The organism is Vibrio sp. 1F169 (assembly GCF_041439605.1).
In the GTDB taxonomy this organism is placed as follows: Bacteria; Pseudomonadota; Gammaproteobacteria; order Enterobacterales; family Vibrionaceae; genus Vibrio; species Vibrio tasmaniensis_A.
Genome location: NZ_JBGOOI010000016.1, coordinates 54488 through 77301 on the forward strand (window position 1 = coordinate 54488; position 22814 = coordinate 77301).

At 43.2% G+C, this 22814-nt stretch carries 20 protein-coding genes; 8 read left to right on the top strand and 12 right to left on the bottom strand.

Going from position 1 to position 22814, the window contains the following annotated elements:
* Window positions 1–35: 35 nt before the first annotated feature.
* The 5 genes from luxQ to ACED53_RS09165 form a co-directional block, all read right to left on the bottom strand.
* Window positions 36–2609, bottom strand: coding sequence for a quorum-sensing autoinducer 2 sensor kinase/phosphatase LuxQ (luxQ, locus tag ACED53_RS09145; RefSeq protein WP_017100947.1), 2574 nt, complete (start codon window positions 2607–2609; stop codon window positions 36–38).
* Window positions 2609–3703: a substrate-binding domain-containing protein gene (locus ACED53_RS09150; RefSeq protein WP_017100948.1), complete on the bottom strand. Its 1095-nt coding sequence runs from the start codon at window positions 3701–3703 to the stop codon at window positions 2609–2611. Before ACED53_RS09150 ends, luxQ begins: the two co-directional genes overlap by 1 nt.
* 306 nt (window positions 3704–4009) lie before the next feature.
* Window positions 4010–4324: a GIY-YIG nuclease family protein gene (locus tag ACED53_RS09155; protein WP_009845674.1), complete on the bottom strand. Its 315-nt coding sequence runs from the start codon at window positions 4322–4324 to the stop codon at window positions 4010–4012.
* Window positions 4325–4981 (bottom strand): YceH family protein, encoded by a 657-nt coding sequence (locus ACED53_RS09160; protein WP_017100949.1) that lies wholly within the window; start codon window positions 4979–4981, stop codon window positions 4325–4327. It abuts the gene before it with no gap.
* A gap of 63 nt (window positions 4982–5044) precedes the next feature.
* The gene (locus tag ACED53_RS09165) at window positions 5045–5245 is read right to left on the bottom strand and encodes a hypothetical protein (protein ID WP_009845676.1); all 201 of its coding nucleotides are present in this window, start codon (window positions 5243–5245) and stop codon (window positions 5045–5047) included.
* A 195-nt stretch (window positions 5246–5440) separates the two neighbouring features.
* Between ACED53_RS09165 and ACED53_RS09170 the strand changes: the two genes are divergently transcribed.
* From ACED53_RS09170 to ACED53_RS09180, 3 genes are all read left to right on the top strand, one after another.
* Window positions 5441–5755, top strand: a complete 315-nt coding sequence (locus ACED53_RS09170; protein WP_004730049.1) for a DUF496 family protein — start codon at window positions 5441–5443, stop codon at window positions 5753–5755.
* A 170-nt stretch (window positions 5756–5925) separates the two neighbouring features.
* Window positions 5926–6552: a D-Ala-D-Ala carboxypeptidase family metallohydrolase gene (locus ACED53_RS09175; RefSeq protein WP_009845677.1), complete on the top strand. Its 627-nt coding sequence runs from the start codon at window positions 5926–5928 to the stop codon at window positions 6550–6552.
* 165 nt (window positions 6553–6717) lie between these two features.
* Window positions 6718–6954 (top strand): hypothetical protein, encoded by a 237-nt coding sequence (locus ACED53_RS09180; RefSeq protein ID WP_009845678.1) that lies wholly within the window; start codon window positions 6718–6720, stop codon window positions 6952–6954.
* A 32-nt stretch (window positions 6955–6986) separates the two neighbouring features.
* On the opposite strand, the gene ACED53_RS09185 is transcribed toward ACED53_RS09180, so the two are convergent.
* Window positions 6987–9578: an ATP-binding protein gene (locus ACED53_RS09185; protein WP_102580023.1), complete on the bottom strand. Its 2592-nt coding sequence runs from the start codon at window positions 9576–9578 to the stop codon at window positions 6987–6989.
* A gap of 814 nt (window positions 9579–10392) precedes the next feature.
* Here ACED53_RS09185 and ACED53_RS09190 point away from each other — a divergent pair.
* On the top strand, window positions 10393–11829 hold the full coding sequence (locus tag ACED53_RS09190; RefSeq protein WP_009845680.1) for a glyceraldehyde-3-phosphate dehydrogenase: 1437 nt from the start codon (window positions 10393–10395) through the stop codon (window positions 11827–11829).
* A 245-nt stretch (window positions 11830–12074) separates the two neighbouring features.
* Here the strand turns inward: ACED53_RS09190 and ACED53_RS09195 are convergent, their stop codons facing one another.
* Both ACED53_RS09195 and hcp read right to left on the bottom strand, forming a co-directional pair.
* A complete protein-coding gene (locus ACED53_RS09195) occupies window positions 12075–13154 on the bottom strand; it encodes a hybrid-cluster NAD(P)-dependent oxidoreductase (protein ID WP_017100951.1) in 1080 nt (359 codons plus the stop codon).
* Between the two features lie 112 nt (window positions 13155–13266).
* Window positions 13267–14928, bottom strand: coding sequence for a hydroxylamine reductase (hcp, locus tag ACED53_RS09200; RefSeq protein ID WP_012600311.1), 1662 nt, complete (start codon window positions 14926–14928; stop codon window positions 13267–13269).
* 276 nt (window positions 14929–15204) lie between these two features.
* Here hcp and ACED53_RS09205 point away from each other — a divergent pair, with 276 nt between their 5' ends.
* Both ACED53_RS09205 and ACED53_RS09210 read left to right on the top strand, forming a co-directional pair.
* Entirely contained in the window at window positions 15205–15435 is a 231-nt protein-coding gene (locus ACED53_RS09205; RefSeq protein WP_029222888.1) for a hypothetical protein, read from the top strand.
* Window positions 15436–15488: 53 nt separating this feature from the next.
* On the top strand, window positions 15489–16652 hold the full coding sequence (locus tag ACED53_RS09210; RefSeq protein WP_017100952.1) for a carboxylesterase: 1164 nt from the start codon (window positions 15489–15491) through the stop codon (window positions 16650–16652).
* A 109-nt stretch (window positions 16653–16761) separates the two neighbouring features.
* Here ACED53_RS09210 and ACED53_RS09215 read toward each other — a convergent pair whose 3' ends face one another.
* The 3 genes from ACED53_RS09215 to ACED53_RS09225 form a co-directional block, all read right to left on the bottom strand.
* Window positions 16762–17376: a LysE family translocator gene (locus ACED53_RS09215; protein WP_029222887.1), complete on the bottom strand. Its 615-nt coding sequence runs from the start codon at window positions 17374–17376 to the stop codon at window positions 16762–16764.
* Between the two features lie 100 nt (window positions 17377–17476).
* On the bottom strand, window positions 17477–18424 hold the full coding sequence (locus tag ACED53_RS09220; protein WP_017100954.1) for a LysR family transcriptional regulator: 948 nt from the start codon (window positions 18422–18424) through the stop codon (window positions 17477–17479).
* Between the two features lie 93 nt (window positions 18425–18517).
* On the bottom strand, window positions 18518–18979 hold the full coding sequence (locus ACED53_RS09225; RefSeq protein ID WP_017097037.1) for an Lrp/AsnC family transcriptional regulator: 462 nt from the start codon (window positions 18977–18979) through the stop codon (window positions 18518–18520).
* 243 nt (window positions 18980–19222) lie between these two features.
* Between ACED53_RS09225 and yjeH the strand changes: the two genes are divergently transcribed.
* A complete protein-coding gene (gene yjeH, locus ACED53_RS09230) occupies window positions 19223–20488 on the top strand; it encodes an L-methionine/branched-chain amino acid transporter (RefSeq protein WP_017100955.1) in 1266 nt (421 codons plus the stop codon).
* A 46-nt stretch (window positions 20489–20534) separates the two neighbouring features.
* Here yjeH and ACED53_RS09235 read toward each other — a convergent pair whose 3' ends face one another.
* Complete coding sequence (locus tag ACED53_RS09235) at window positions 20535–21992, bottom strand: PLP-dependent aminotransferase family protein (protein ID WP_017100956.1); 1458 nt, start codon at window positions 21990–21992, stop codon at window positions 20535–20537.
* A 90-nt stretch (window positions 21993–22082) separates the two neighbouring features.
* Between ACED53_RS09235 and ACED53_RS09240 the strand changes: the two genes are divergently transcribed.
* The gene (locus tag ACED53_RS09240; RefSeq protein WP_017100957.1) at window positions 22083–22742 is read left to right on the top strand and encodes a pyridoxamine 5'-phosphate oxidase family protein; all 660 of its coding nucleotides are present in this window, start codon (window positions 22083–22085) and stop codon (window positions 22740–22742) included.
* Window positions 22743–22814: the final 72 nt, after the last annotated feature.

A 22814-nucleotide genomic window follows, 5' to 3' on the forward strand; every position in this document is an offset into this window, starting at 1 on the left:
TACAACCAGTTAAAGAGCACCATTTAATCTTCAGCTTAATGCTGAGTATCATCCCAGTACAATTGTTTGAAATGAACAAAAGCTTTGTGCAACGACGCTTCTTTTATCGGTTTTACGATCACGTAATTTGCTCCAGCAGCCATGAATCTATCTCTTGTTGACTCTTGAGCATCGGCAGTACACGCATAAATCGGAGCTGTTACGCCAATTTGCTCTCTTAGTTGCTGTGTGGTTTCAATCCCACCAAGATTAGGGAGTTGATTATCCATTAAGATAAGATCGTAAACCGTGCTTTTTGCTAGCTCTATCGCTTCCAAGCCACCTTTTGCCCAAGTAACCACCATCCCATACTTTTTGCAAAATGCCTGTGCGATAAAGGCGTTGGTGTGATTATCTTCCACTAGCAGCACTTTCAACGAACGATTAAACAACGCCTCAGGCTCCATGTCGGCTTGTTTCTTAACGTCGGCTAACAGAGGCTTGGAGTGTAACTCCACTGGGATTTCTACAATGAACTCAGACCCCTGATCTTTAACGCTTCGGACTTGAATGTCTCCCTCCAGCATATCGACAAGGTTCTTTACAATCGTAAGTCCAAGTCCTGTACCACCATACTCCCGAGTCGTCGTTTCTTCTGCTTGAACAAAAGGTTCAAAAATAGCATCGATCTTACTCTCATCAATACCGATGCCACTGTCTTTTACTCGAACAATCAAGCTAGCGTAATCAGTATTCAAGATACTTTCGATTTCAAAACTGACGGAAATACTGCCTTGATGTGTGAACTTAAGGGCGTTGCTCAGTAAATTAAACATGATCTGGTTCAAGCGAACCTGGTCGGTGTTTATTTCGATGTCATCAACCAAGTGATTCACAATGGTGAACTCGACGGATTTATCCTCACAAAGTGGGCGATAGATGCTATCTAAGGTGTTAACCAACTCTCCTAGAAGGAAATCTTTCTTCTGAATATTGAATTGTCCCTGCTCTATCTTAGAGAAGTCCAAAATATCGTTTAGTACCGCCAATAGATGTTCTGCACTATGACAAAGTACATCAACCTGATCACGGTTATCTTCACTGTGTATTGAACGTTTAAGCAACTGAGAGACACCGAGGATACCATTCAGTGGCGTACGAATTTCGTGACTCATTTTAGCGAGGAAGTCTGCACGCACACTGGCAAGATGCTCTGCCTCTTCACGCGCTCGATCTGCCTGTCTTTCTGCTTCTATAAGTTTAGTAATATCTTGACCTTGCACCACCACACCGCTGATGCCGTGTTCAACACGGATTGCAGACATGTTCCAGCGAAAAACCTTCTCGCCGATTGGCACATTAATACCCGTTAGTTTCGAGCCTTGAACCACCATCTGGATATTCGGCAGCATACGGAGCTCAAACTCTCGAGCCATTGCACCATAGTTATCATCTTCATCAAATAGCGCCATACGAGCCGCTGGGTTCATCTGAATTAAGTCACCTTTTTCGGACCAAACCAAAATTGGAGAATGCGCAAAATTAAACAGATCTTGAAATTTTTGGTGTTGCTCAGATAAGCGCTCAAAAGTATCTTCCAACGTGCAGCCAATGTGGTGAAATTCGAAAATATTTGAACCATCAAACTTGCTGAATTCTTCATTGCCACTTGCAGAGCGAGTGAATTCCATTAATTTATCAAGTTCTGCCGCGACTCTTCTTTGAATCCAAGCTCGCGCAAGGAAAGACATGATGATGATCACCACAATCATAACAATGATGGTACGTTCATAATTGTCTTCGAGTGCAATGAGGTTAGTGTTTTTCTGGATCGCGCGAATGGTTAGAGGAGTTTCAACAGCATTGATCTTAATGGTTGCAATAGTGACGAAATGACGAGGTAGTTGCTCATACGTTTTATAACTGAGGACGTCTTTTATAGTATAGCTTTCGTCGCCACTGAATGTCGATGTCACAGGAGTACCATGCGCTTCAATGACGATATTTTCGCAATTACTGCCTTGCTGGATAGATTCAGCCAATGGAAAGTTGTTGTCTAGAACAATAGCAACATAAAGCTGCCCTAGAACTTCACCAGTCTTGTTATCAACAATAGGCGTTCGTCGAGCCAACAAATGACGCTTGCCGATATCCGTAGCCAGCTGAATGAAGTGCCAGTTACTGCTAAAAGCGACCTCATCAGAAATATGTTTTAAATTGGACGTATCCAAACCATAGAACTGACCATTGCCATCTTCCCAAGCCAAACCGTTATAAGTAGAAACAAAGCGTAAGTCGGGAGCATGTTCCGGCTCGCGTTGGTCAACACCATAAAAAAAGTAGCTCAGAGCCTCTTCATTGTTGGTATCAAAATACTCCCTTAAAGTTTCACTGTGTGAGCTACTGTCTTGATGGATTTGCAGCACTGATAAGCGATAATCGAACATATTTTGGATCAAGCTAGAAGTTTGTTTAACCGTTCTATTCGTCTCTTGCTTAACGATCCTACTGCTTGTTTCGTAGTTATGAATAAGCACGCCAAGTGCCATCACGCCTATCACTAAAATAATGATACGCGTAATTAATTTGGCTAAAGTGTTCTTTGGTGTAATGGCGTAGCTTTTTTTCATTATTGGTCTGAGTACCTAAATGCTCGCTGCTTAAGTTCTAAAATACGATCTGGAGAATCCTCTTTAGTCACAATTTCAAATTCACCTGAATAAACGGTAGGAACTTCCAACCCGGTAAGATCCCATTTAATCGCCTCTGCCATCGCAATACCCGTATCATCATTCATGCGCATGACCGTAACATCTAAGTCACCCCTTGCTATAGCTTCCAATTCTGCAGAGCCGCCTCCCCAACCATTCACTAATACATCTCGACCAGATTCTCGAATAGCTTCTGCTGCACCCAGAGCAATGTCAGTTGCACATGCATAAATAAAGTTTAGATCCTTATCGTTAGCAAGGCTGATTTTAGCTGCTTGGTAACCGCTCTCTTTATTTGACTTAGTGTAAAAGGACGACTTAAGAGCAAAGTTAGTATCAGAATTCACATCATGGATAAAGGTATCTCCACGAGCATCACTAATATAACCTTCAGAACGATATAACACAGAATACTTGCTGTCCGGTTCACTCACTTGTTTGAAGTAATCAGCTAGCTTTAAACTCCCCGTCATATGGTCGAAACCCACGTACATGAATGGCTGCCTATCGGCCCACGCACGTACTGGTGTGGTAATATTTTGCAAAATCAACTTGGTGTCCGTTGAGCTCAACACATGTTCAATAAACTTACGGTGTCGCGTCGTCTCTAACGTAAAAATCAAATAATCCGTTTTATTTTCAATCGCTTCTTGCAAAGAGATACTCTGCTGAGAGGGGTTAGCATTATCACGAGTAAAAACCTGATTTATTTGATAATTAATTCTCAATTTATCTAGGCGTTTCTCAAAGGCTTGGATATTACGAACCCAATAATCAGAGATCTGTTGCCCCGGGTACACAACTGAAATGGTGATAGGTTCATCCTGAACTTGCCTCAATGGCACAGGGGGATTTTGCACAGCTTCAACCATTTTATCGGTCAATGCTTTTTGCTCTGGAAATTTGGTGAGGTAATCCTGATATTCCCAATAGCCATTCAGCACGTGGGTACCGTGGGAGAGAGCAGACGCAGAAAACACGGCAACTCCCAATAATATAAGTAAACGTTTCATATTTTTCTCGTTTTATATGAGCTACTTTGGCTCATTTTTTAACCTAGCATGACACCATCTCTTTGTATGGCTGAAAGATATTATGTAGGACAACGAGGATAAATGATAGCGTCTAATACTAATTGGTATGCCATTCTAAATGTGCAGTGTGTAAATTTGGAACAGAGATTAAGATTAATGAGTCCTAAGATAAAAACAACTCAATTAAAAACAAAAATACCACTATTTAATCAATAACTTAAAAGATCTCCTTACAACAATTCACGCGACTAACATTCGGCCGAGAATTAGAATTCTAACGATGAGTTACGATACTGGAATATACTGAATTTTGTCTTGTTGCCACTCAATGATTAGTTTGAGTGATACTAATTTTTCCTTACGAGATTTGGGTAATTGTTTGATCGCGTATTCGGTTTTTAACGCCTCACTTTTTGACCCAACACCAATACTCCAAACCAACTTAAGTGGGCCTTTACCTTTTAAGGCTTTTGCACCTTTGCCCGTTTGATGTTGTTCGAATCGACGTTCTAAGTTATTCGTCACTCCACAATAAAGAGCATTGTGTCGATTGCGGATCAAATACACGACCCAATCCGCATTTTTGTCAGATTCCGACATTTAAAGCAGTGATTCAACCAGAGCCTTAAGCTCTGCCACTTCTTCACGTAGGCTCGCGACTTCTGATTCAAGTTCTTCAAACTTTTCACTGGATGCAGATGATGAAACAGCGCTTACTGATGCCGTCGCAAACGCTTCAATGTCTACTTCGCCGCTCAGTAAGTGTTGGTAGCGTGATTCTCGTTTACCCGCTTCTCGTGGTAACTTCACGACTAACGCACCCGCTTCTCTTGCCGCGAGTTTTTCGAGTATTGATTCAACTTCTTTCACATCGCTAAAGTTTGCAAGACGACCAGTTCGAGTACGAAGCTCACCCGGGGTTTGGGCCCCACGAAGCAGCATGCAGCAGATGATTGCACGCTCTTGCTCTGTAAATTGCAGATCACCAAATTCAGTGTTGCAGAAACGGTGCTGATACTTATTAACTCGGCTGTTGAAGCTGCTTTCATCGCTCACCATACGACGTCCTATCAAACCATCAACCGCATCTAAAACGTCTGACTCAGACAGAGAGAGCACAGGTTCACGGTTACTCTTTTGATTACAAGCCGTTGTTAAGCTATTTAGTGTCAGTGGGTAATGATCTGGAGTAGTCACTTCTTTCTCGATCAAACAACCGATAATTCTCGCTTCAATTGGGGAAAGTACTGTGTTCATCGTTTTTCCTTTTTATTATTTTGATAATTCCATCTCAACATTTAACAATGCAGCCAGTTATGGCTAATGCTCAGACAAAATCGGTACTCGTTTCTTTCTGCCTTGTTCATCAATCATTATGATCTTAGAACGATTTAGCTCTATTTCCACGACTTCCAAATTAGTGCGCTCTTGTACATACGCATCACGAAGCTTATTTTGTTCTGCCGAAGATTCAACGACATCGTCGCCCAAATCTTCTGTTTCCAATTGTTGTTGATTCATTTCACATGTCGTATCAATGCAGTATCTAAATGGGATACTAACTTGAACGGTAAGATAAAAACAATCGTACGTTAGAGAGAGTGACGAATAATTAAACAACCTTACTTTTGCTTTGATCTAAATACTGTTACATCATCAATTGATGTGCTTTAATCAGAACCAGACAACGTATTTGACGATTAGGAAAAGGAATCTATGAGCAGCGTATTTGAAATTGTTAACCAAGCACGACGTAAGAACAAACTTAAGCGTGAACTTTTAGACAACGAAAAGAAAGTTCGTGACAACCGCAAGCGTGTCGACCTTCTTGATAACCTACTTGATTACATCAAGCCAGAGATGACTCACGACGAGATCCTAGGCATTATCAAAAACATGAAAGCTGACTACGAAGACCGCGTTGATGATCACATCATCAAGAGTGCAGAGATCTCTAAAGCTCGTCGCGACATCAGCCGTCGTATTCGTGAACTAACAGAAGAAGACAAGCAAACTCAAGGTAAGAAGTAATCTAACCTAACGAATTTACTTGCAACAATGTTAGTAACCCACTCTTTGTAGTGGGTTTTTTTGTGCCTAAATTCCGGCGTCTATACTTAATCGAACGTAATATCCTTAGTGTACGTAAGTAACTAGGTGAACGTTAATAACTAGGCGAACCTAAGCGATGGAGAGACTTTATGTACGGAAGTATTCTGATTACCTTGGCACTATCAACAACGCAACCTTACCCTGAAAAATTTGAGAAACTTTATACCGAAGAAACCGAAATCACTTATGACGACCTCGTAGTCGATGTTCATGGCTACAAAGTTCCCACGAGATCAGCATTTCGAGGTTGGATGCTCCTTAACCACGCCCAAGATCAAGTCAAGGCGATCGGACAGCAACTCAAAGATAACGGCATCACCCAAAGCATGCCTCTGCACTTAGTCTTGTTGCAAGGCACCGACTGGGCAATGAGCAACACCACTCTGTTTACCCTACCCAATAAAAAGCATGTACCAAAAATGATTAATACCCTTAAGTACATTCAACAATATATTGAGCCTGAGATTGGCGTTGTAATTCCTGTGTCTGGAGAAAGAACCGATATCTACAATAAGCAAGCGGGTGGCGCACTGCGAAGTAAACACTTAGAGTTCTGCGCTTTAGACTTAGTGCCTGCTAATGATATTACTCGCGAAAATCTACACGTGAAGCTTAAAAAGATTCATGCGGAATTTGGGCAAAAGAATAACGTTGGACTGGGTTTGTATTCTGGTGTTCGATTCCACATCGATACTTGTGGATTCAGACAGTGGTAAGAATACGAACGTGTCACAAAGACACATAATACAATGGAGTCATTGTGACTCACAAATAGAATCCCGAAAAATTAAACCATTGATTTAAAACTAAAAATACAACTGGAACGCTAATTGCTATTGATAACAAGTATCATAATTATTAATAGTAATTAGGAATTCAATATGAAGACGATGACTCAACGCTTTCAAACTCTACTTTCTGTTTCAAATTTCAGTTTAGCTATCACCGCCTTGCTAATGCTACTCAGTATTATTGTTGCTTATCCGATGGCCGATTACTTCTCACTACCCATTCAAATTTTCGCACACATCAGCACCATATTAGTGGCCGGGTTACTAAAAATCAGCTACGTAGGCCGCTGTGTTGCACAATACAGCCTTGGGCAAGAAGTACGCTAAATCACACAGCGCTAGCCTTGATACTGGGACCATTAGACAATATCAAGGCTACTGAAAAGATCATACAGTTGGTGGGATTTATAAGGTTTCGGCAAGTAGGCGTTCATGCCTGCTTCAAAGCAATTTTTGATGTCCTCTTCTAAGACACTAGCGGTTAAAGCAATAATGGGTAGTGGTGGGGTTTGTTGATCTGTCTCCCACTCTCGAATCACACGAGTCGCCGTTATACCATCCATAACTGGCATCATGCAGTCCATTAGAATGGCATCAAACTGAGCGCCCTGGGTGATGACATCGACCGCCTCTTGGCCATTGCTGGCAATCAAATATTCATAGCCCACTTGCTCAAGGAAGAAGCTCGCTATCTTCTGATTCATCAGGTTGTCTTCAACAATCAGAATACGTCGATTCAGAGAACGAACTTCTTCATCTTTTACTTCCACCGTCGGTGATTGTACTTCACCGGCATCAAGCGATCGTAGGCTGTTTAAGAAGCGTCTACCCAAAAATGGTAATGTATGAGTCGAGTGAACCGTTTCTGTGATTAGATTGGTTTTAAATAGGTGATGCTGGCACACAATAACGCGAGTCAGCGGATACAACGCCTTTAACGCCTCAAGATCTTTCCTCATAGAGTGATGCAGCGTGTGACAATAAAGCACCAAGTCACTTTCTTTCAGGCTCTCACCAAGATCCGAAATGGATAACACAACATTAGGTCGAACATTTAAGCGCTCGCACTCTTTGACCAATTGATCGAGGTAATTGAAAGAATTAGAAATAATTGTCGCACGGCTTAGGTTATCGAACGTTTGAGCGTGAGCCTCGACCGTGTCTACGTACAAACAAAAGGTGAATGTAGAGCCTCCTCCTTTCACTGAGCGTGCGGTAATATAGCCGCCCATCAAGTCAACAAGCTGCCGACAAATCGCAAGCCCTAGCCCTGTACCGCCGAATTGGCGAGTAATACTGCCATCTTCTTGAGTGAAAGGTTCAAAAATGGACTCTAGCTTCTCTGGCTCAATCCCAATCCCGGTATCAGACACACTGCATTCAAGCTTACCTCGCCCCAAAGACATCGGTGTATAAGCAATATCCGTTGTAATCGTGCCTTTTGAGGTAAATTTAATAGCATTGGACAGCAAATTGGTTAGCACTTGTCGAACACGATACTCATCGAAAAACAGCTGTGTTGGGGTTTGAGCATCAATGTTGATATCGAGTTCAATGTCTTTACTGATCGCTTTCGACAAAATTACGCTCACAGAGTCGTAAACCGCTTCTCGCAAATCGGCATTATGCGGCGACAACATTAAGTTACCCGACTCTATCTTAGAAAGATCGAGAATGTCATTGAGTAACACCAACAACGAATGTGAAGACGACTCGATATCCTCAAGTACCTCTTGTTGGTTAGCACTCAGTTGACTCTGAGATAAAATTTCCGCCATACCGATAATTCCATTAAGCGGCGTACGTATTTCATGGGACATGTTCGCTAAAAATGCACTCTTGGCCTTGTTAGCCGAAATTGCATCTTCTTTTGCTATTATCAGCTCTTTGTTGTGATGATAGTTACGTTCCATTACTCGATTGAGGGTTTCAGTAAACTCGGCAAGTTCATCGTTACCTTGAATATGAATCACCTTAGGCTTGCCGTAACTATCCGCGCATTCAGACACCCCTTTCAAGATAATCGATAAGTTTCTATTTAAGCGCAAAGATGTCGCGACACCAAGCCATAACAAAGCACCTGAAACAACAAGGATAAGCAATGTCATAACCGCCGTTTGCCTTTTCTGTAGCGCTATATTTTTTGTCAAATCAAACTTTAATTGATCGGTATAAGCACCAACCGCCTTTGAGATCGCCAGCTTCTTTCGCTCTAAACTTTCCACATGTTCATATATTTCAGGTGTCGAGAAGTCACCTTTGAGAAGCCGCGCCGTAAATCGGTCTTGAAATTCATCTTGGGAGAACATGTTTAACAGTTTGCTAATTTCCAGCGAGTGGCTGTCTGATCGTAAAAACGTATCTAACAGCTGTTGTTGCCTTTCTAAAGCACCAACATAGCTCAATAAATATTGATCAATCAGCTCTGGAGAACGATACAAGCGGTAACTCAGCCACGCTTCTCGCTGAGTCCAGAACACGTAGTGAGTAAGATTGATAAACATCGTATCTGTTTGGCTGATCTTTTCGTCCACTATATTGGCACGATATTCAGACAGCTCCATTAACACGCCTTTTAACAGGTCAAAGGCTCGTTCTGTTTGCTGTGCGTTGCTGACAGTAATCTGTGATGCGTCGCTGTCAATACTAGTGGTTACCCGCGCGAGCTTCTTTAACACACTCTTTAACTCAATCAACTGCGGCTCGACAGTCCAACTGTTGTCGAACTGTTGAAGTTGTATTTCGTAATGAGCAAGCCTATCCACTTCCGCTTGCAGCTCTAAAAACAACGGACCTTTCTCTGGCGAGTCTTTAGACAGCACTAACCATTGATAAGCACCACTTGAAACAGCATTAAAAGATTGAAGTGCTTCCACCTTAATTCGCGTTGCTTCAAGGTGATTCATCTTCTTATCGTTCTTGAGCACTTCATTGACTGTAAACCCAAACATGATGAATACAGAAACTGTTGAAAGAAAAATAAGACGCCATCTAATTGACATATTTATCATTTTTATAACGACTCCTTTCCCGATAGTATTTTTACCTAGCCCAATATAAGAATAGGACATTAACAGGAGTTATTGATCAAATTGAATATGAACAAATGACATTATGAGCTAATCATAGGGAATTCGCGTCAGTCGTTATCCACACACAGGATTTAAGGAGGAAGGTCTGTTTTAAATAAGTGAAAGGATAAGGTTATGCCTCTAGATGACCGCAAGTCACTGCTCTAGAAACCAATAAACACCAAAGTTAAGTCAAATTTGTGAGATCTAATCGTTTGCGTCACGAACTTTCTGTACTCAAACTCAGCTTATTCAAAGGTCGAACAAGAAAACTCGCTGAATACCTTATCTGTCGTTTACTTTTTAAGTGTAACCAGTGCGAATGATCACATCTTCAATGATCGCAATTCCCTTTATTACACATCATGTTTTGATCTGAGTATTTTTTGGCGAAAATTAAGTGCTACAGACTGTTAAAGTCAATAGCCTTTCTTGACACTAAAACCTTAATTTATGACCAATTAAAAGCCAATTTTCAGACAATTAATCTATGTTTATTTTTCCTAGCAGAATAACTCGTCGTACCTTACAATCCTGCCACATAAAAATTACAAATTACACACAAGGCATATCAAGCAAATTTAAGTGGCGTTAAAGACCACCAAAGCTTAGATAGCTCAACTCCCCCATGCACTCATGGCTACCCTACATTCGCTATGATTGCAGAAATTAACGTGAAAGGTCCCGAGTAAAGATGAGTCCCGAAAAGCACCTCCTAGACTGGCAAACTAGTCAAACTATTGCTGAATCAATCGCTCCTACTTTAGGTCAGTTGTACCGCCAAAAAGGCGTTGAAGTTATCCTCTTCGGTAAAACACTGGTTAACGCAACAACTATCGACATCATCAAAGCTCACCGCATCGCAAAACGTTACACAGGTTCTCCGCTTACCGCAGAACAGACTCAACCCATCATTCAACACCTTCTCTCTATGGACTTGTCTCCATGTCGTATCGATGTTGGTCGCCTTGCTCATACATTCTGGCAAGATCGCGAAGACACACACGGGTTGGATGATTTCCTACAAACTGCACTTTTAGAATCGCTTGAAGGCGAGGCGATGACAGAACCTCGCGATGTTGTATTGTACGGTTTTGGTCGTATTGGCCGCTTGCTTACTCGTCTATTGATCGAGAAAAGTGGCCCAGGTTACCCACTGCGCTTACGTGCAATTGTTGTTCGTGGCGGCAAAGATGGTGACTTAGAAAAACGTGCAAGCTTGCTACGTCGTGACTCTGTTCATGGCCAATTCAACGGCAGCATTGTTGTAGACCAAGAACGTAAAGCGATCATCGTTAACGGTAACTTCATCCAAGTTATCTACGCAAACAAGCCAGCAGAAGTGGATTACACATCTTACGGTATCGAGAATGCACTTGTGGTTGATAACACCGGTGTGTGGCGTGACGCTGAAGGCCTAAGCCAACACGTTGCGTGTAATGGCGCAAAGAAGGTTCTACTGACTGCGCCAGGCAAAGGTGAAATCAAGAACGTTGTATTTGGTGTAAACCAAAATGACATTCAACCAGAAGACACGATCATCTCTGCTGCAAGCTGTACAACCAACGCGATTACGCCAGTATTAAAAGCGGTTCACGACAAGTTTGGTGTCCTATCAGGTCACATCGAAACGGTTCACTCATTTACCAATGACCAAAACCTAATCGATAACTTCCACTCAGGTGATCGTCGTGGTCGTGCTGCTTCATTGAATATGGTACTGACATCGACTGGTGCTGCTAAAGCGGTATCAAAAGCGATGCCAGAAATGGAAGGTAAGCTAACAGGTAATGCGATTCGCGTACCTACGCCAAACGTTTCAATGGCAGTAGCAAACCTAAACCTTGAGAAAGGCACAAACAAAGAAGAGTTGAACGAATACCTGCGTGAAATGGCGCTATCTTCAACTTTATCTGCACAGATTGATTACACCGACTCAACCGAGATTGTATCTACCGATTTGGTTGGTTCTCGCCACCCAGGTGTGGTTGACGGTGTTGCAACTATCGCGCAAGACAACCGCGCTGTTCTTTACATTTGGTACGACAACGAGTTTGGCTACAGCTGCCAAGTTGTTCACTGTATGGAACAGATGATGGGTGTTCGTTACAAGACATACCCTGAAGTTTAAACGACTTCGATCTTGTAACTAACTCAGCGCAAACGGCTCCACTACATAATAATTATATCTGCGAAGTCTATTATGGGCTTCGCAACCCTTCTTGTTTTACTCCCCCGTATAAACAGGAAGGTTGCCACTTAGATCTGCTCTCTCTATCTGATCTAAGTGGCCTTTTTACATCTGTTACTTTAATTTTGGTCTCTATTACGCCAACTTTGTCTTCTTCGCTCTAACAAAGCTCGACTTCACATCTGTTACAGCTCAACCTCAACGTCTGACTGAATCGTACTCGAACACGCAAGGACATAACCTTGCTCAATCTGTTCTGGCGTCAAAGTCTCTTGGCTGCTTGATTCCACTGAACCTTTGGTTACTTTGCACTTGCAAGAACCACAAATCCCACTGCGACAGGCAATAATAATCGGAACACCAGCTTTCTCTAATGAATCAGCCAATGGTGTACCCGCTTCCGCTTCTACTTCTGCGCCAAATGCAGGAACAAACACCTTAACGGCACCATTTGAATCTGCAGACGCTTCCGCTTGTGACTCTTCTGAAGCTGTGTTGCTATTGACCAATGAATCCGTGTTTGGGTTCGCTGGCGTGAAACTTTCTTGATAGAAATTTTCCATGTTGAATTCTAGTTCTTTCAGGTAGCTTTCTATGTTTTGCATAAAGCCAACTGGGCCGCACAGATAAACAGTTCGGTCTAAAATATCTGGGCTTAGTTTTACTAACCAATTCTTATCTAATCGACCTTGAGGAGCGACTGTTCCTTCACTGTCTTTTAGCAGCAATTTAAGATTGAAGTTGTTGTGCGCCTCATCTAATTGATGCAGTTCTTGAAAGTAAATGGTCTCACGCTTATTGCGTGCCATGTGGACGAAGTCGATCTCAATATCACTGCCTTGAGCCAGCCAATATTTTGCCATCGCCATCACAGGTGTAATACCGCAACCTGCACTCACTAGCGTCACTTTTTTCGTTGCTGTTGGCATGCAATCAATACAGTTAAACGCGCCAGCAGGCTTCAATACTGAAACCTCATCACCTTCATCAAGCTCATCAACAATAAAGTTCGAAACCAAGCCACCTTCCACACGTTTCACCGTGAGCTTCAGGCGATTATCTTCAGGACAAGAAGCCACAGAATAGGCACGATAATCGGTTTTCGTCGGCATATCTAAACCCAGAGTAATGAATTGCCCAGGCTTAAAATTGAAATGTAAGTCTTGTGGAATACTGCCAAGCTCAAAGCTGACCGTATCTGGCGTCTCGTGCCATTTCTTTAAACACACTAAATTGATTGAATCGCTATCCGACCATGCATACATAGTTCACGCACCTTACTGATGATTAAATGACTAAAGATTTAAATCTAAAAAGCCCCGGAGCTGTTTGTTTTATTAAAAACGTCACAACAACGAGGCTTCAGGTTGGCTTAAATTAAGCCGCTAAGATTGTTTTAAGATCTTGTTCTGGCGTTGAAATAGAACGCATATCGAACTCGTCTTGCATAATCTTAAGTAGGTTTTCAGTTAGGAACGCAGGTGCTGTAGGGCCTGTGTAGATACCTTTCACACCTAGAGCGAACAGAGTAAGCAAGATAACGATCGCTTTTTGCTCGAACCAAGATAGAACCAGCGTTAACGGAAGTTCGTTGATACCACAATCAAACTCTTGAGACAGTGCGATAGCAAGCTGAATCGCAGAGTAAGCATCGTTACATTGGCCAACATCTAACAGACGTGGGATACCGTTAATGTCGCCGAATTGGTTTTTGTTGAAACGGAATTTACCACATGCCAATGTCAGGATTACTGAATCTTCTGGCGCTTGAGCTGTGAAGTCTGTGTAGTAGCTACGTTCAGATTTGTCACCGTCACAACCACCGACTAGGAAGAAGTGTTTAATGTTGCCTTCTTTTACTTGCTCAACAACCGCAGGTGCCGCTTCCATCAGTGCGTTACGACCAAAACCGACAGTGATCATTTGCTCGATCTCGTCGTGTTTGAAACCTTCTTGCGCTAGTGCACAATCAATTACTGCGCTGAAATCGTCGCCTTCAAGGTGATCAACACCCGGCCAGCCCACGATGCTGCGTGTAAATAGACGGTCTGCGTAAGAACCTACATCAGGGTTAAGCAGGCAGTTAGACGTCATTACAATTGCGCCAGGGAAGTTAGCGAATTCTTTTTGCTGGTTCTGCCAAGCGCTGCCGTAGTTACCCGCAAGGTGTGGGTACTTGTTTAGCTCTGGGTAACCGTGTGCTGGTAGCATCTCACCGTTAGTGTAAACGTTGATGCCCTTGCCTTCAGTTTGTTGAAGAATCTTTTCTAGATCATGTAAGTCGTGACCAGAAACAAGAATACAGTGACCTTTCTTAGTTTTCACGTTCACGGTTGTTGGTTGAGGGTGACCAAAGGTATCTGTCTCGCCTTTGTCTAGCATTTCCATTACTTTGTAGTTCATCAAGCCAATCTGCATTGATGTATCAAGTAACTGTTTTAGATCGGATGGATCTGTACCTAGGAACGCCATGATTTCATGGTATTCAGCAAAAATAGCGTCATCAGTTTGACCAAGAACACGAGCGTGCTCCATGTAGGCTGCCGCACCTTTTAAGCCGTATAGGCAAAGAAGACGAAGACCAATCACATCTTCGTGTTGAGAATCGTGACCACGGTTTACAGCAGCTTGAGGCGCAAGTGCCAATAGCTCTGAAGAATCTGTTGGAAGATCGAACTGTGCTGCTGCAGAAAGCTCTGGAATTTCAAAACCAATCAATGTTGCTGCTGCACGAACTTTTTGCTCTAAACGCTGCTTGAATTCATGAGACTGTTGTGCGAATTCGATAATACGAGCAGGGTCGAAGTTAACGTTAGTCAGTGTTGCGAAGAACGCTTTTGGCGCCCACTCATCAACTTCTGTATCAATAACATCGCAAGCGCGACCTAAGCTTGCCCAAAAAGAAACGCCTTGAAGAGAATGCACCAACACGTCTTGAAGGTCGGATACTTCCGAGGTTTTTCCACACATGCCTTGTGCGAAAGAACAGCCTTTTACGGTTGGGGTTTGAATTGTTTGTTCACATTGAATACAGAACATATAAGGGGCTCCAGTAATTTTTTATTAGCTGTAAGTACTTTGCTTACAGTGACTTATTCCAACCCCTATAGAGCATCAAGCGTGCCAACTTTTAAGTTATTGATTTTATGGAACTTACTTTTATTCCATAATTTTAGTGCGTGATTATGACTACATATAAACTCTCAATCCACACACACCTGTGTCATAGTGACTCTCTGATATTTATTAACGGTGTTCATGTTTCGTTCAGAATGGAAGCGATATAGTAACAACATAGAGAAAAGAGGAATGAATATGAAAAATATATTAGTTACGATTGTTGCGTTGTTTACTGGCCTATTGGCGTTATTCACGAGCTTGATTCTTGCTATTCCTTTAGCTATTGCAGCTTTAATCACTGGCAAGCGCATTCAGAATCAAATGAAAAAACAGGGTTTCGGAGCTCACATGAACACACGTCAATCATCTACCAGTGATGCCGGTGTTATTGAAGGTGAATACGAAGACCTTTCAAGCAGAAAGTAATCTAAACTTCAGTTTCAGACATAGTAAAAGAACAACAGAGACAACATCAAAAAATGCATAGAAATACCATTCTAACGCTACTCGCCTTAACGACTTTAAGTCTCGTTGGTTGTTCCAACGAGACAACGATACCTGCTTACGAAACATCTCCAAACTTGCCTGAATATCAGCAAGACAGCTTTGATGCCTACGTCAATGAAACTCAAGATTGGTTATTGAAAAACCGTGTATTCATGACCAAAGACAAGAAGCTAGAGATTCGACTCAATTCACCCACCGAATACAAACCTGCGGCACCTAACGGTAAGGCAGTTTTATTGGTACATGGTTTAGGTGATTCTCCGTACTCATTTAAAGACATCGCAACGCACTTAGCAGAACAAGGCTACCTAGTGAGAACGGTATTGCTACCGGGCCACGGCAGTCGTGTCGGTGACTTAATGCAACCAAGCTTAGAAGATTGGCAAGGTGTTGTAGCTCATCATACGAAGCTATTGGAGCAAGAGTATGATTCTGTGTGGCTTGGCGGTTATTCAACAGGTGCGAACCTTGTGACTTCACAGGCGATGAACGATCCTAAGATCTCTGGGTTACTGTTGTTCTCTCCTGCGTTTCAACCGAGCTCTTCTGCAGTTCAATATGCGGAGCTAGCAAGCTATTTTGTCACTTGGGCGGATCAAGATCCTGAAGACAATGTACTTCGCTATAACTCACTGCCAATGAATGGTGCTTCGGTTTACTACCAAACCTCAGAAGTGGTTCGTGAGGGCCTTCAAGACAAACACTTTGATAAGCCCGTGTTTATTATGATGAGTGAAGGCGACAGTGTCATTGATACCCACTTCGTTCAGCAGGCATTTACGGAATCCATGCCAAACCCAAATAACGTGTTGATTTGGCAAGGGGAAACCACACTTGACGATCCTCGCGCTGTTCAATACAGCATGAAGATCCCAGAGCAACGTATTTCGAACGGCTCTCATATGGGTTTACTGTTCTCGCCAAGCAATCCTTACTACGGGATCAATGGTAGCGAGAAGATCTGCTCCAATGGTCAAGAGGAAGGTTTTGAAGCACAGTGCAACGCGACAAGTGAAGTGTGGTACTCAGCGTGGGGATATCGTGAAGAAGGTAAAAACCATGCGCGTTTGACCTACAACCCGTACTTTTCAGATTCCATGGAAAAGCTCGATGCGGTGCTGAATTCAGAAGGCTAACAAGCTCAAGTCTTTCGAAACCAATCCATAGAAGTCAAAAAGGCTCACTAGATAACGTCTAGTGAGCCTTTTTAATGGATATCGTTTCTTACCAATATATGGACTACCGCTATATCGTCCACACCACGCGCACAGCGAGCAGAATCAACACCACGCCTGATAATCGATCGATCAACTGCGCTTTTGCTCGAATGCGCTCTACGATCAACGGGCTAGAGAGCACCAAAGTGATAAAGGTATACCAAAGGCCATCAACAATCAGCGGCGTTGAGACAATAATCACTTGATTGCTCAGTTCATTACCTAACGCCACAAATTGGCTAAATAGAGCGATAAAGAACAGAGCGATCTTAGGGCTCAAGATAGAGATCAAGAAAGCCTCGCGAGCAGACTGCATGTAGCTCATCTGTTCACCCGCTTCCAATTTCGCAGCAACTCCACCTTTTGAGCGCAACGCGTTTACACCGAGATAGAGCAGATACACAGCACCCGCTAAACTGATCCCTTTGAACAACATTGGTGATTGCTCAAGTAACACCGCTAAACCGACAATGGTTGCGAACGCGTAAATACCTATGCCCGCAGCGTGTGACCAAGCTGCGATAAGTCCGTTCATACGGCCACCAGCCAAACTATGCTTAGCGATCATCGCCAAGCTTGGGCCCGGAGACATTGCACCCAACAAGCAAATCGCTAACAAAGAAAACCAAATTGTTACTGTCATCATTCCATTCCTAGTAAAACAAAGCGCTCTAGCTGAACACTCTACAATTAATACTCAATACTTAGCGCTTACAATAAGCCGCAGTAGGTATTATTTGAAATCAAAGATTATCATCACTGGTATGATTAGAAATCATACTTATATTGTAACTCGACTTTTGAATGGCTTTAAACGCTTTCTCTCGAGCCCATTTATGGGCAGAGTCGTTGTCATACTTAGGATGCCACATCAGCCAATAGGTATGCATTTCTGTCTCAAACGGCAGAGAAAAGTAAGCGACATCGAGATGACGACCCAAGTTATAAGCAATATGCTCCGGCACAATCATCAAGTAGTCGTCTTGCATTAACACGTTTCCCGCCGATGAAAAGAACGGTACCTGCAACGCGATTCTGCGTTTATGTCCCTGTTTCTTTAACGCAATATCCGAATAACTGTCTTTGTCTCCCCCACCCGTGACTTTGATATGTGAGTAACTCACGATGTCTTCCGAGCTTATGGCTGATTGCTTAGCCAACGGATGAGAGGCTCTCATCAAACACACGGATTTATCCTCTCCGAGCTTGATACTTGAGACATGATCCGGCTTTTTGGGGAACATACTCGACGCCAAGTGAATACCTGATTCATTGAGCGTTTCAAGGAAGTTAGGCTGCCATAGACGATAAGCCAAGTTGATATGGGGCGCGTCCTTCGACACCTCGGACACAATAATGGGCAAGATATACTGAGCAACATAATCACTCGAAGCCAACACCAATTCACCTTGCCAATCTTGTGGATCAAATGGCTTGTCATCTAAGAGGTGGTCAAACTCGCCCAGCAAGTCATCGAGCTTGCCTTTAAGCAACAAAGCACGGTTGGTTGGAACCAGTTTGTTCCCATCGCGAACCAGAAGAGGATCACCACATAGATCTCTAAGCTGAGCCAGTTGACGGCTCACAGCCGACTGCGTGATGTGCAGACGCTGAGCTGTTCGACTGACATGGCACTCTTCAAGAAGCACATGCAGCGACCGCAGTAAATTTAAATTGATATTACCTAACATCAGCAACCTTAGAGCGAATAAAAATAGAGTGAGTAACAATAAGTTGAGTAAGTACGGACAAATGACGACACGGTGAAGGTAAGCGGTATTAACTCAAGACATATTAAAAGACGAAGTTTGCTTGTTGAAGAATTCAGTTAAGACAGTATGAGTCATAAGATGTCGAAGTTCAGGATAGCCTTGCAGCTGGTCGCGAATTTGGTTCAAACGCTCCATGCTTTCAACTTCAACATAAAGCATCATGTCGGTCTCACCGCTGATAGAGTGACACCACTGCACACCGTTAATGGCGTAGATATTTTTAGCGTAAGACTCACAATTATGGTTACTGCTCGACATGTCAAACTTCAAAGAGATATAAGCGCCAACGTTCTTCGGTAAATCAGGCTCGGTCACCTGTGCACAATATCCTGTAATGATCTTATCGTTTTCCAGCTTCTTGATTCTGGCGTTCACTGCAGAGCGAGACAGGCTGACATCTCTGGCGATATCGCTCACTGAGCATCGAGCGTTAGTTTTTAGAATATCTAAAATTTGGCGATCAAATTTATCCATGCTTCTGATTCTTTCCATTTATTGTTCTATTTATACCGCCTAATTTGACACAACTTTCTTACTTATAACAGCCATTATGACAGCCGACACTTTCACGCTTAATCAAATTAATACCGTTAAATTGACGGTGTCTTAAGACGTTTCGCTAGCTGTATTATTGATGTCGACAATGTATGCTTTCAATCTCAGCCTCACAAGACTGCCCCATAAAACCGATATCAAAGCCAATAGCAAGGACAGCGAATGACGCAACTCAAACAAGAAATCACGCTTATTTCAGGAATTGGACAACTTTCTACGACCTTGCTTGGCACAGGATTGTTTATGATCCCAGCTATCGCGGCAGGCATTGCAGGGCAGTTATCGCTACTAGCATGGTTAATCCTGTTTATCGCTATTTGCCCGATTGCACTAACCTTCGCTGCATTAGGGAAACGCTACCCCAATGCAGGAGGCACGGCCTATTTTGTGCGCCAAGCATTCAGCGAGCGATTAGAAACCAGTGTAGCTTGGTTGTTTGTGAGTGTTATTCCTGTCGGTATTCCAGCGGCGATTGCATTGGCAGGAGGCTTTGCTCAACAACTGTTACCAGCACCACTCGACACACCATTAGGTGCTCAATCCTTTACCATCGCTCTGCTTATTGCCGTCAATTTGATGGGCAGTAAGTCTTCAGGCCGCTTGCAAACCGTGATTGCCTTGTCGATTTTTGCTTTAGTCAGCGCTTTTGTCTGGAAAGCCGACATCACAGCAGCTGACATCGCAGTTCCGACTATGACATCCGATTCAATGTGGTCTATTGGTGCAGCACTGGCGGTTATGTTTTGGTGCTTTGTAGGAATCGAAGCCTTTGCTCACATGGGAGAGGAATTTAAGAATCCACAACGTGACTTCCCCATCGCCATCATTGCCGGGTGTTTCGTCGCAGGCTTGGTGTACTGGGCTTGTTCAGTGGTTATTATCAAGTTAGGCGCTTATGGTTCACCAGAATTTGATGCTGCCTCTATCCCATGGGTGACAGAGCAATTGTTTGGCAATGGCTTTAAAGCCGTTATCAGTGTACTTGGCTTCTTTGCTTGTTTTGCTAGCCTAAACCTTTACACCCAAAGCTTGTCTCGCATGATTTGGGCTCAAGCTCGCCAACACACTCCGACCAGTAAAATGGCGCAGCTCAACAGCCGTGGCGTACCACTTTATCCAACCTTAGCAATTGGCTTTATTGCGCTTATCTCGTGTGTAATCGGCGAGCTGTCTAATTTGGATCTCGAATTCTTTCTTAAACTCGCCAATGGTATTTTTGTTCTAGTTTATCTGCTTGCGATGTTAGCGGCCTGCCAATTACTGACTGGCGCATCGAGATACACAGCCATGATTTCACTGGTCATCTGTACCTTGGTGTTTATCTGCCTAAGTTGGTCGATGCTCTATGCAGTGACTGTTTTTGTGACATTGTCACTCCCTTGGCGCAAATGGTTGGGTAAACCCACCGTCTCTATCGACAAGTTGTAACTCGATTAGTGATGAATCAGAAAATTGTAAACAAGCCCTACCAATATTACTGATAAAAAAGCCGAGCGATCTGTTTGATCTTCGGCTTCATGTCAGCCAGTCGGATATTACCAAACCCCAGCACTGCACCACTCCAATCACGAGCATCACTTGATCCATATTCATAAAAGTCAAAAGGACGAATGATGATATTTTCAAACTCTGCTCTACGGCTCCACTCATGTTCAGATATCCCTTGATACCACTTCACTGTCACATGTAGCCCAGCAGCCTGACTGATCACTTCAAGATCGCCATGAAACTCACTTTTAATTGCTTCTATCATCGCTTCATGCTTGAGTTTGTATGAACGACGCATCTTTCTAATATGGCGCAATAAATCGCCTTCACGTACAAAGTCCGCCAGCGCTTCTTGTGTATGTGAGGCCGTGTCTCCAGTGAGCGCATCTTTAATCTCAAGACACTTCGCCACCAGACTTTCTGGCACCACCAAATAACCTAGTCGCAAGCCATTGAACATCACCTTACTCAGCGATCCGACATAGATGATGCGATCATCGAACCCTAACTTTCCCGCTAACCCTTGCATGCTGGTATAAGGGCGATGAGCAAACTGAAACTCACTGTCGTAATCATCCTCAATGATCCATGACTGATGTTGATTGGCCCAATCGATCAGTTTAAGTCGTTGCTCGGTATTCAAGGTCGTGCCCATTGGGTATTGGTTACTCGGCGTGACATACAGAGCCTTGGCGTTACTGGACAGCACTTTTTCAATATCTAACCCAACCTTTTCACGCACACTCACACCGTCTAGCTCTAGCCTCAACAGATCGATGATTTTATGCACTTGTCGATAGCCGGGCTCTTCCACAAGGATTTTGTCTCCCATAGCTAACGTCGCCATCAAACCAATTGAGATGGCTTGCTGCGCACCTGCGGTGATGATGATTCTATCGGTACTGCAGTGAACCGAGCGACTACTCGCAAGATACCCGCTCAATGCTTCCCTCAAGGCCAAGCTTCCCTGAACCTCTTGATTGCCCGCAATGTTCTGACGTGTAGAGTGACGTTGCAGCAGCCTCTGCCATTTCGCAAAAGGGAACGCATCTAAGTCAGGAACTCCGGGGGCAAAGCTGCGGTTAATGTCGTTAGGTGTCGCTATGTTTGCAGCCGGTTTACTGACTGTTTGTTTAACCTTCGGATCCTGAACACTGTTTGGCTGAGACAAACTTAGAAAGTGCTCTGGTTGTTCAACCGAGACATAAAACCCTGAGCCTTGCTTACTCTCGATATAGCCTTCGGTGACCAGTTGTTCGTACGCATAAATCACCGTATTTCGACTTACCGACAGTTCTACGGCCAACTTACGCGTTGAGGGTAACTTACTGCCCTTACTCCATAAATCTTGAACAATCTTTTCTCTGATCGCATGAAACAAGGCGGTTTGACGCGTGTCATGTTGCTCGTCTAACTGTAGGTCACCGACATCAATAGGCTGCATAACTGGATCCAAATAGTGTTTAAAAGTGGCTCTATTTAATAGACCAGTTAATCGCTACATTAATCAAAAGGCAATGATTAAGGAGCGATTATGTTATCTAGCACGAAAAGAACCACGATTAAAAAAGGGGCTCACAAAGCCGTATTTGAACAAGAGAAACTTCATCAAATCATAGATGAGAGCTTAATCGCACACATTGCATTGCAAGGCGAACATGGACCAATGGTTATTCCAATGCTCGCGTGGCGAGTGGATGATATGGTCTACATCCATGGTGCTAAAAACAGCCGCTTGTTGAAAGGCTTAAAAAAAGGAGAGCCAACCTGTTTAACGTTCACTTTGTTCGATGGTTGGGTGTTAGCTCGTTCGGCATTTCACCACAGTGCGCATTATCGTTCTGCAGTGGTGTTGGGGTCATTTTCAGTCATCGATGACAACCAAGAAAAAGATCGCTTATTGAACATCTTCATTGAGCAAATCGCGCCGGGAAGAACCGACAAAGTCAGGCTCAGTAATGAGAAAGAGCTCACCGCCACCGAGCTATTGGCGATCCCTTTAACAGAAGCCTCCGTGAAGATAGGTAAACATGGAGTGAATGATGATAAAGCTGATATGGATATCCCGGTATGGGCTGGCGTATTACCTTATCGAACGGTCGTTGGGCCATTAGAAACCGTTCCAGAGCAAGAAGGCATCATTGAAACACCAGATTACCAACAAGCCTATGGTGAGCGCTGGTATCAGAATTGATACGCAAAGATGGTCAACTTAATAAAATTGCATACAATCTGAGCTACAAAAGATTCAACATAGCAAAAGAAT

Coding starts and splice junctions, on each gene's coding strand:
- luxQ (WP_017100947.1), bottom strand. CDS start 2,609: ATGAAAAAAAGCTACGCCATTACACCAAAGAACACTTTAGCCAAATTA.
- ACED53_RS09150 (WP_017100948.1), bottom strand. CDS start 3,703: ATGAAACGTTTACTTATATTATTGGGAGTTGCCGTGTTTTCTGCGTCT.
- ACED53_RS09155 (WP_009845674.1), bottom strand. CDS start 4,324: ATGTCGGAATCTGACAAAAATGCGGATTGGGTCGTGTATTTGATCCGC.
- ACED53_RS09160 (WP_017100949.1), bottom strand. CDS start 4,981: ATGAACACAGTACTTTCCCCAATTGAAGCGAGAATTATCGGTTGTTTG.
- ACED53_RS09165 (WP_009845676.1), bottom strand. CDS start 5,245: ATGAATCAACAACAATTGGAAACAGAAGATTTGGGCGACGATGTCGTT.
- ACED53_RS09170 (WP_004730049.1), top strand. CDS start 5,441: ATGAGCAGCGTATTTGAAATTGTTAACCAAGCACGACGTAAGAACAAA.
- ACED53_RS09175 (WP_009845677.1), top strand. CDS start 5,926: ATGTACGGAAGTATTCTGATTACCTTGGCACTATCAACAACGCAACCT.
- ACED53_RS09180 (WP_009845678.1), top strand. CDS start 6,718: ATGAAGACGATGACTCAACGCTTTCAAACTCTACTTTCTGTTTCAAAT.
- ACED53_RS09185 (WP_102580023.1), bottom strand. CDS start 9,578: ATGTTTGGGTTTACAGTCAATGAAGTGCTCAAGAACGATAAGAAGATG.
- ACED53_RS09190 (WP_009845680.1), top strand. CDS start 10,393: ATGAGTCCCGAAAAGCACCTCCTAGACTGGCAAACTAGTCAAACTATT.
- ACED53_RS09195 (WP_017100951.1), bottom strand. CDS start 13,154: ATGTATGCATGGTCGGATAGCGATTCAATCAATTTAGTGTGTTTAAAG.
- hcp (WP_012600311.1), bottom strand. CDS start 14,928: ATGTTCTGTATTCAATGTGAACAAACAATTCAAACCCCAACCGTAAAA.
- ACED53_RS09205 (WP_029222888.1), top strand. CDS start 15,205: ATGAAAAATATATTAGTTACGATTGTTGCGTTGTTTACTGGCCTATTG.
- ACED53_RS09210 (WP_017100952.1), top strand. CDS start 15,489: ATGCATAGAAATACCATTCTAACGCTACTCGCCTTAACGACTTTAAGT.
- ACED53_RS09215 (WP_029222887.1), bottom strand. CDS start 17,376: ATGACAGTAACAATTTGGTTTTCTTTGTTAGCGATTTGCTTGTTGGGT.
- ACED53_RS09220 (WP_017100954.1), bottom strand. CDS start 18,424: ATGTTAGGTAATATCAATTTAAATTTACTGCGGTCGCTGCATGTGCTT.
- ACED53_RS09225 (WP_017097037.1), bottom strand. CDS start 18,979: ATGGATAAATTTGATCGCCAAATTTTAGATATTCTAAAAACTAACGCT.
- yjeH (WP_017100955.1), top strand. CDS start 19,223: ATGACGCAACTCAAACAAGAAATCACGCTTATTTCAGGAATTGGACAA.
- ACED53_RS09235 (WP_017100956.1), bottom strand. CDS start 21,992: ATGCAGCCTATTGATGTCGGTGACCTACAGTTAGACGAGCAACATGAC.
- ACED53_RS09240 (WP_017100957.1), top strand. CDS start 22,083: ATGTTATCTAGCACGAAAAGAACCACGATTAAAAAAGGGGCTCACAAA.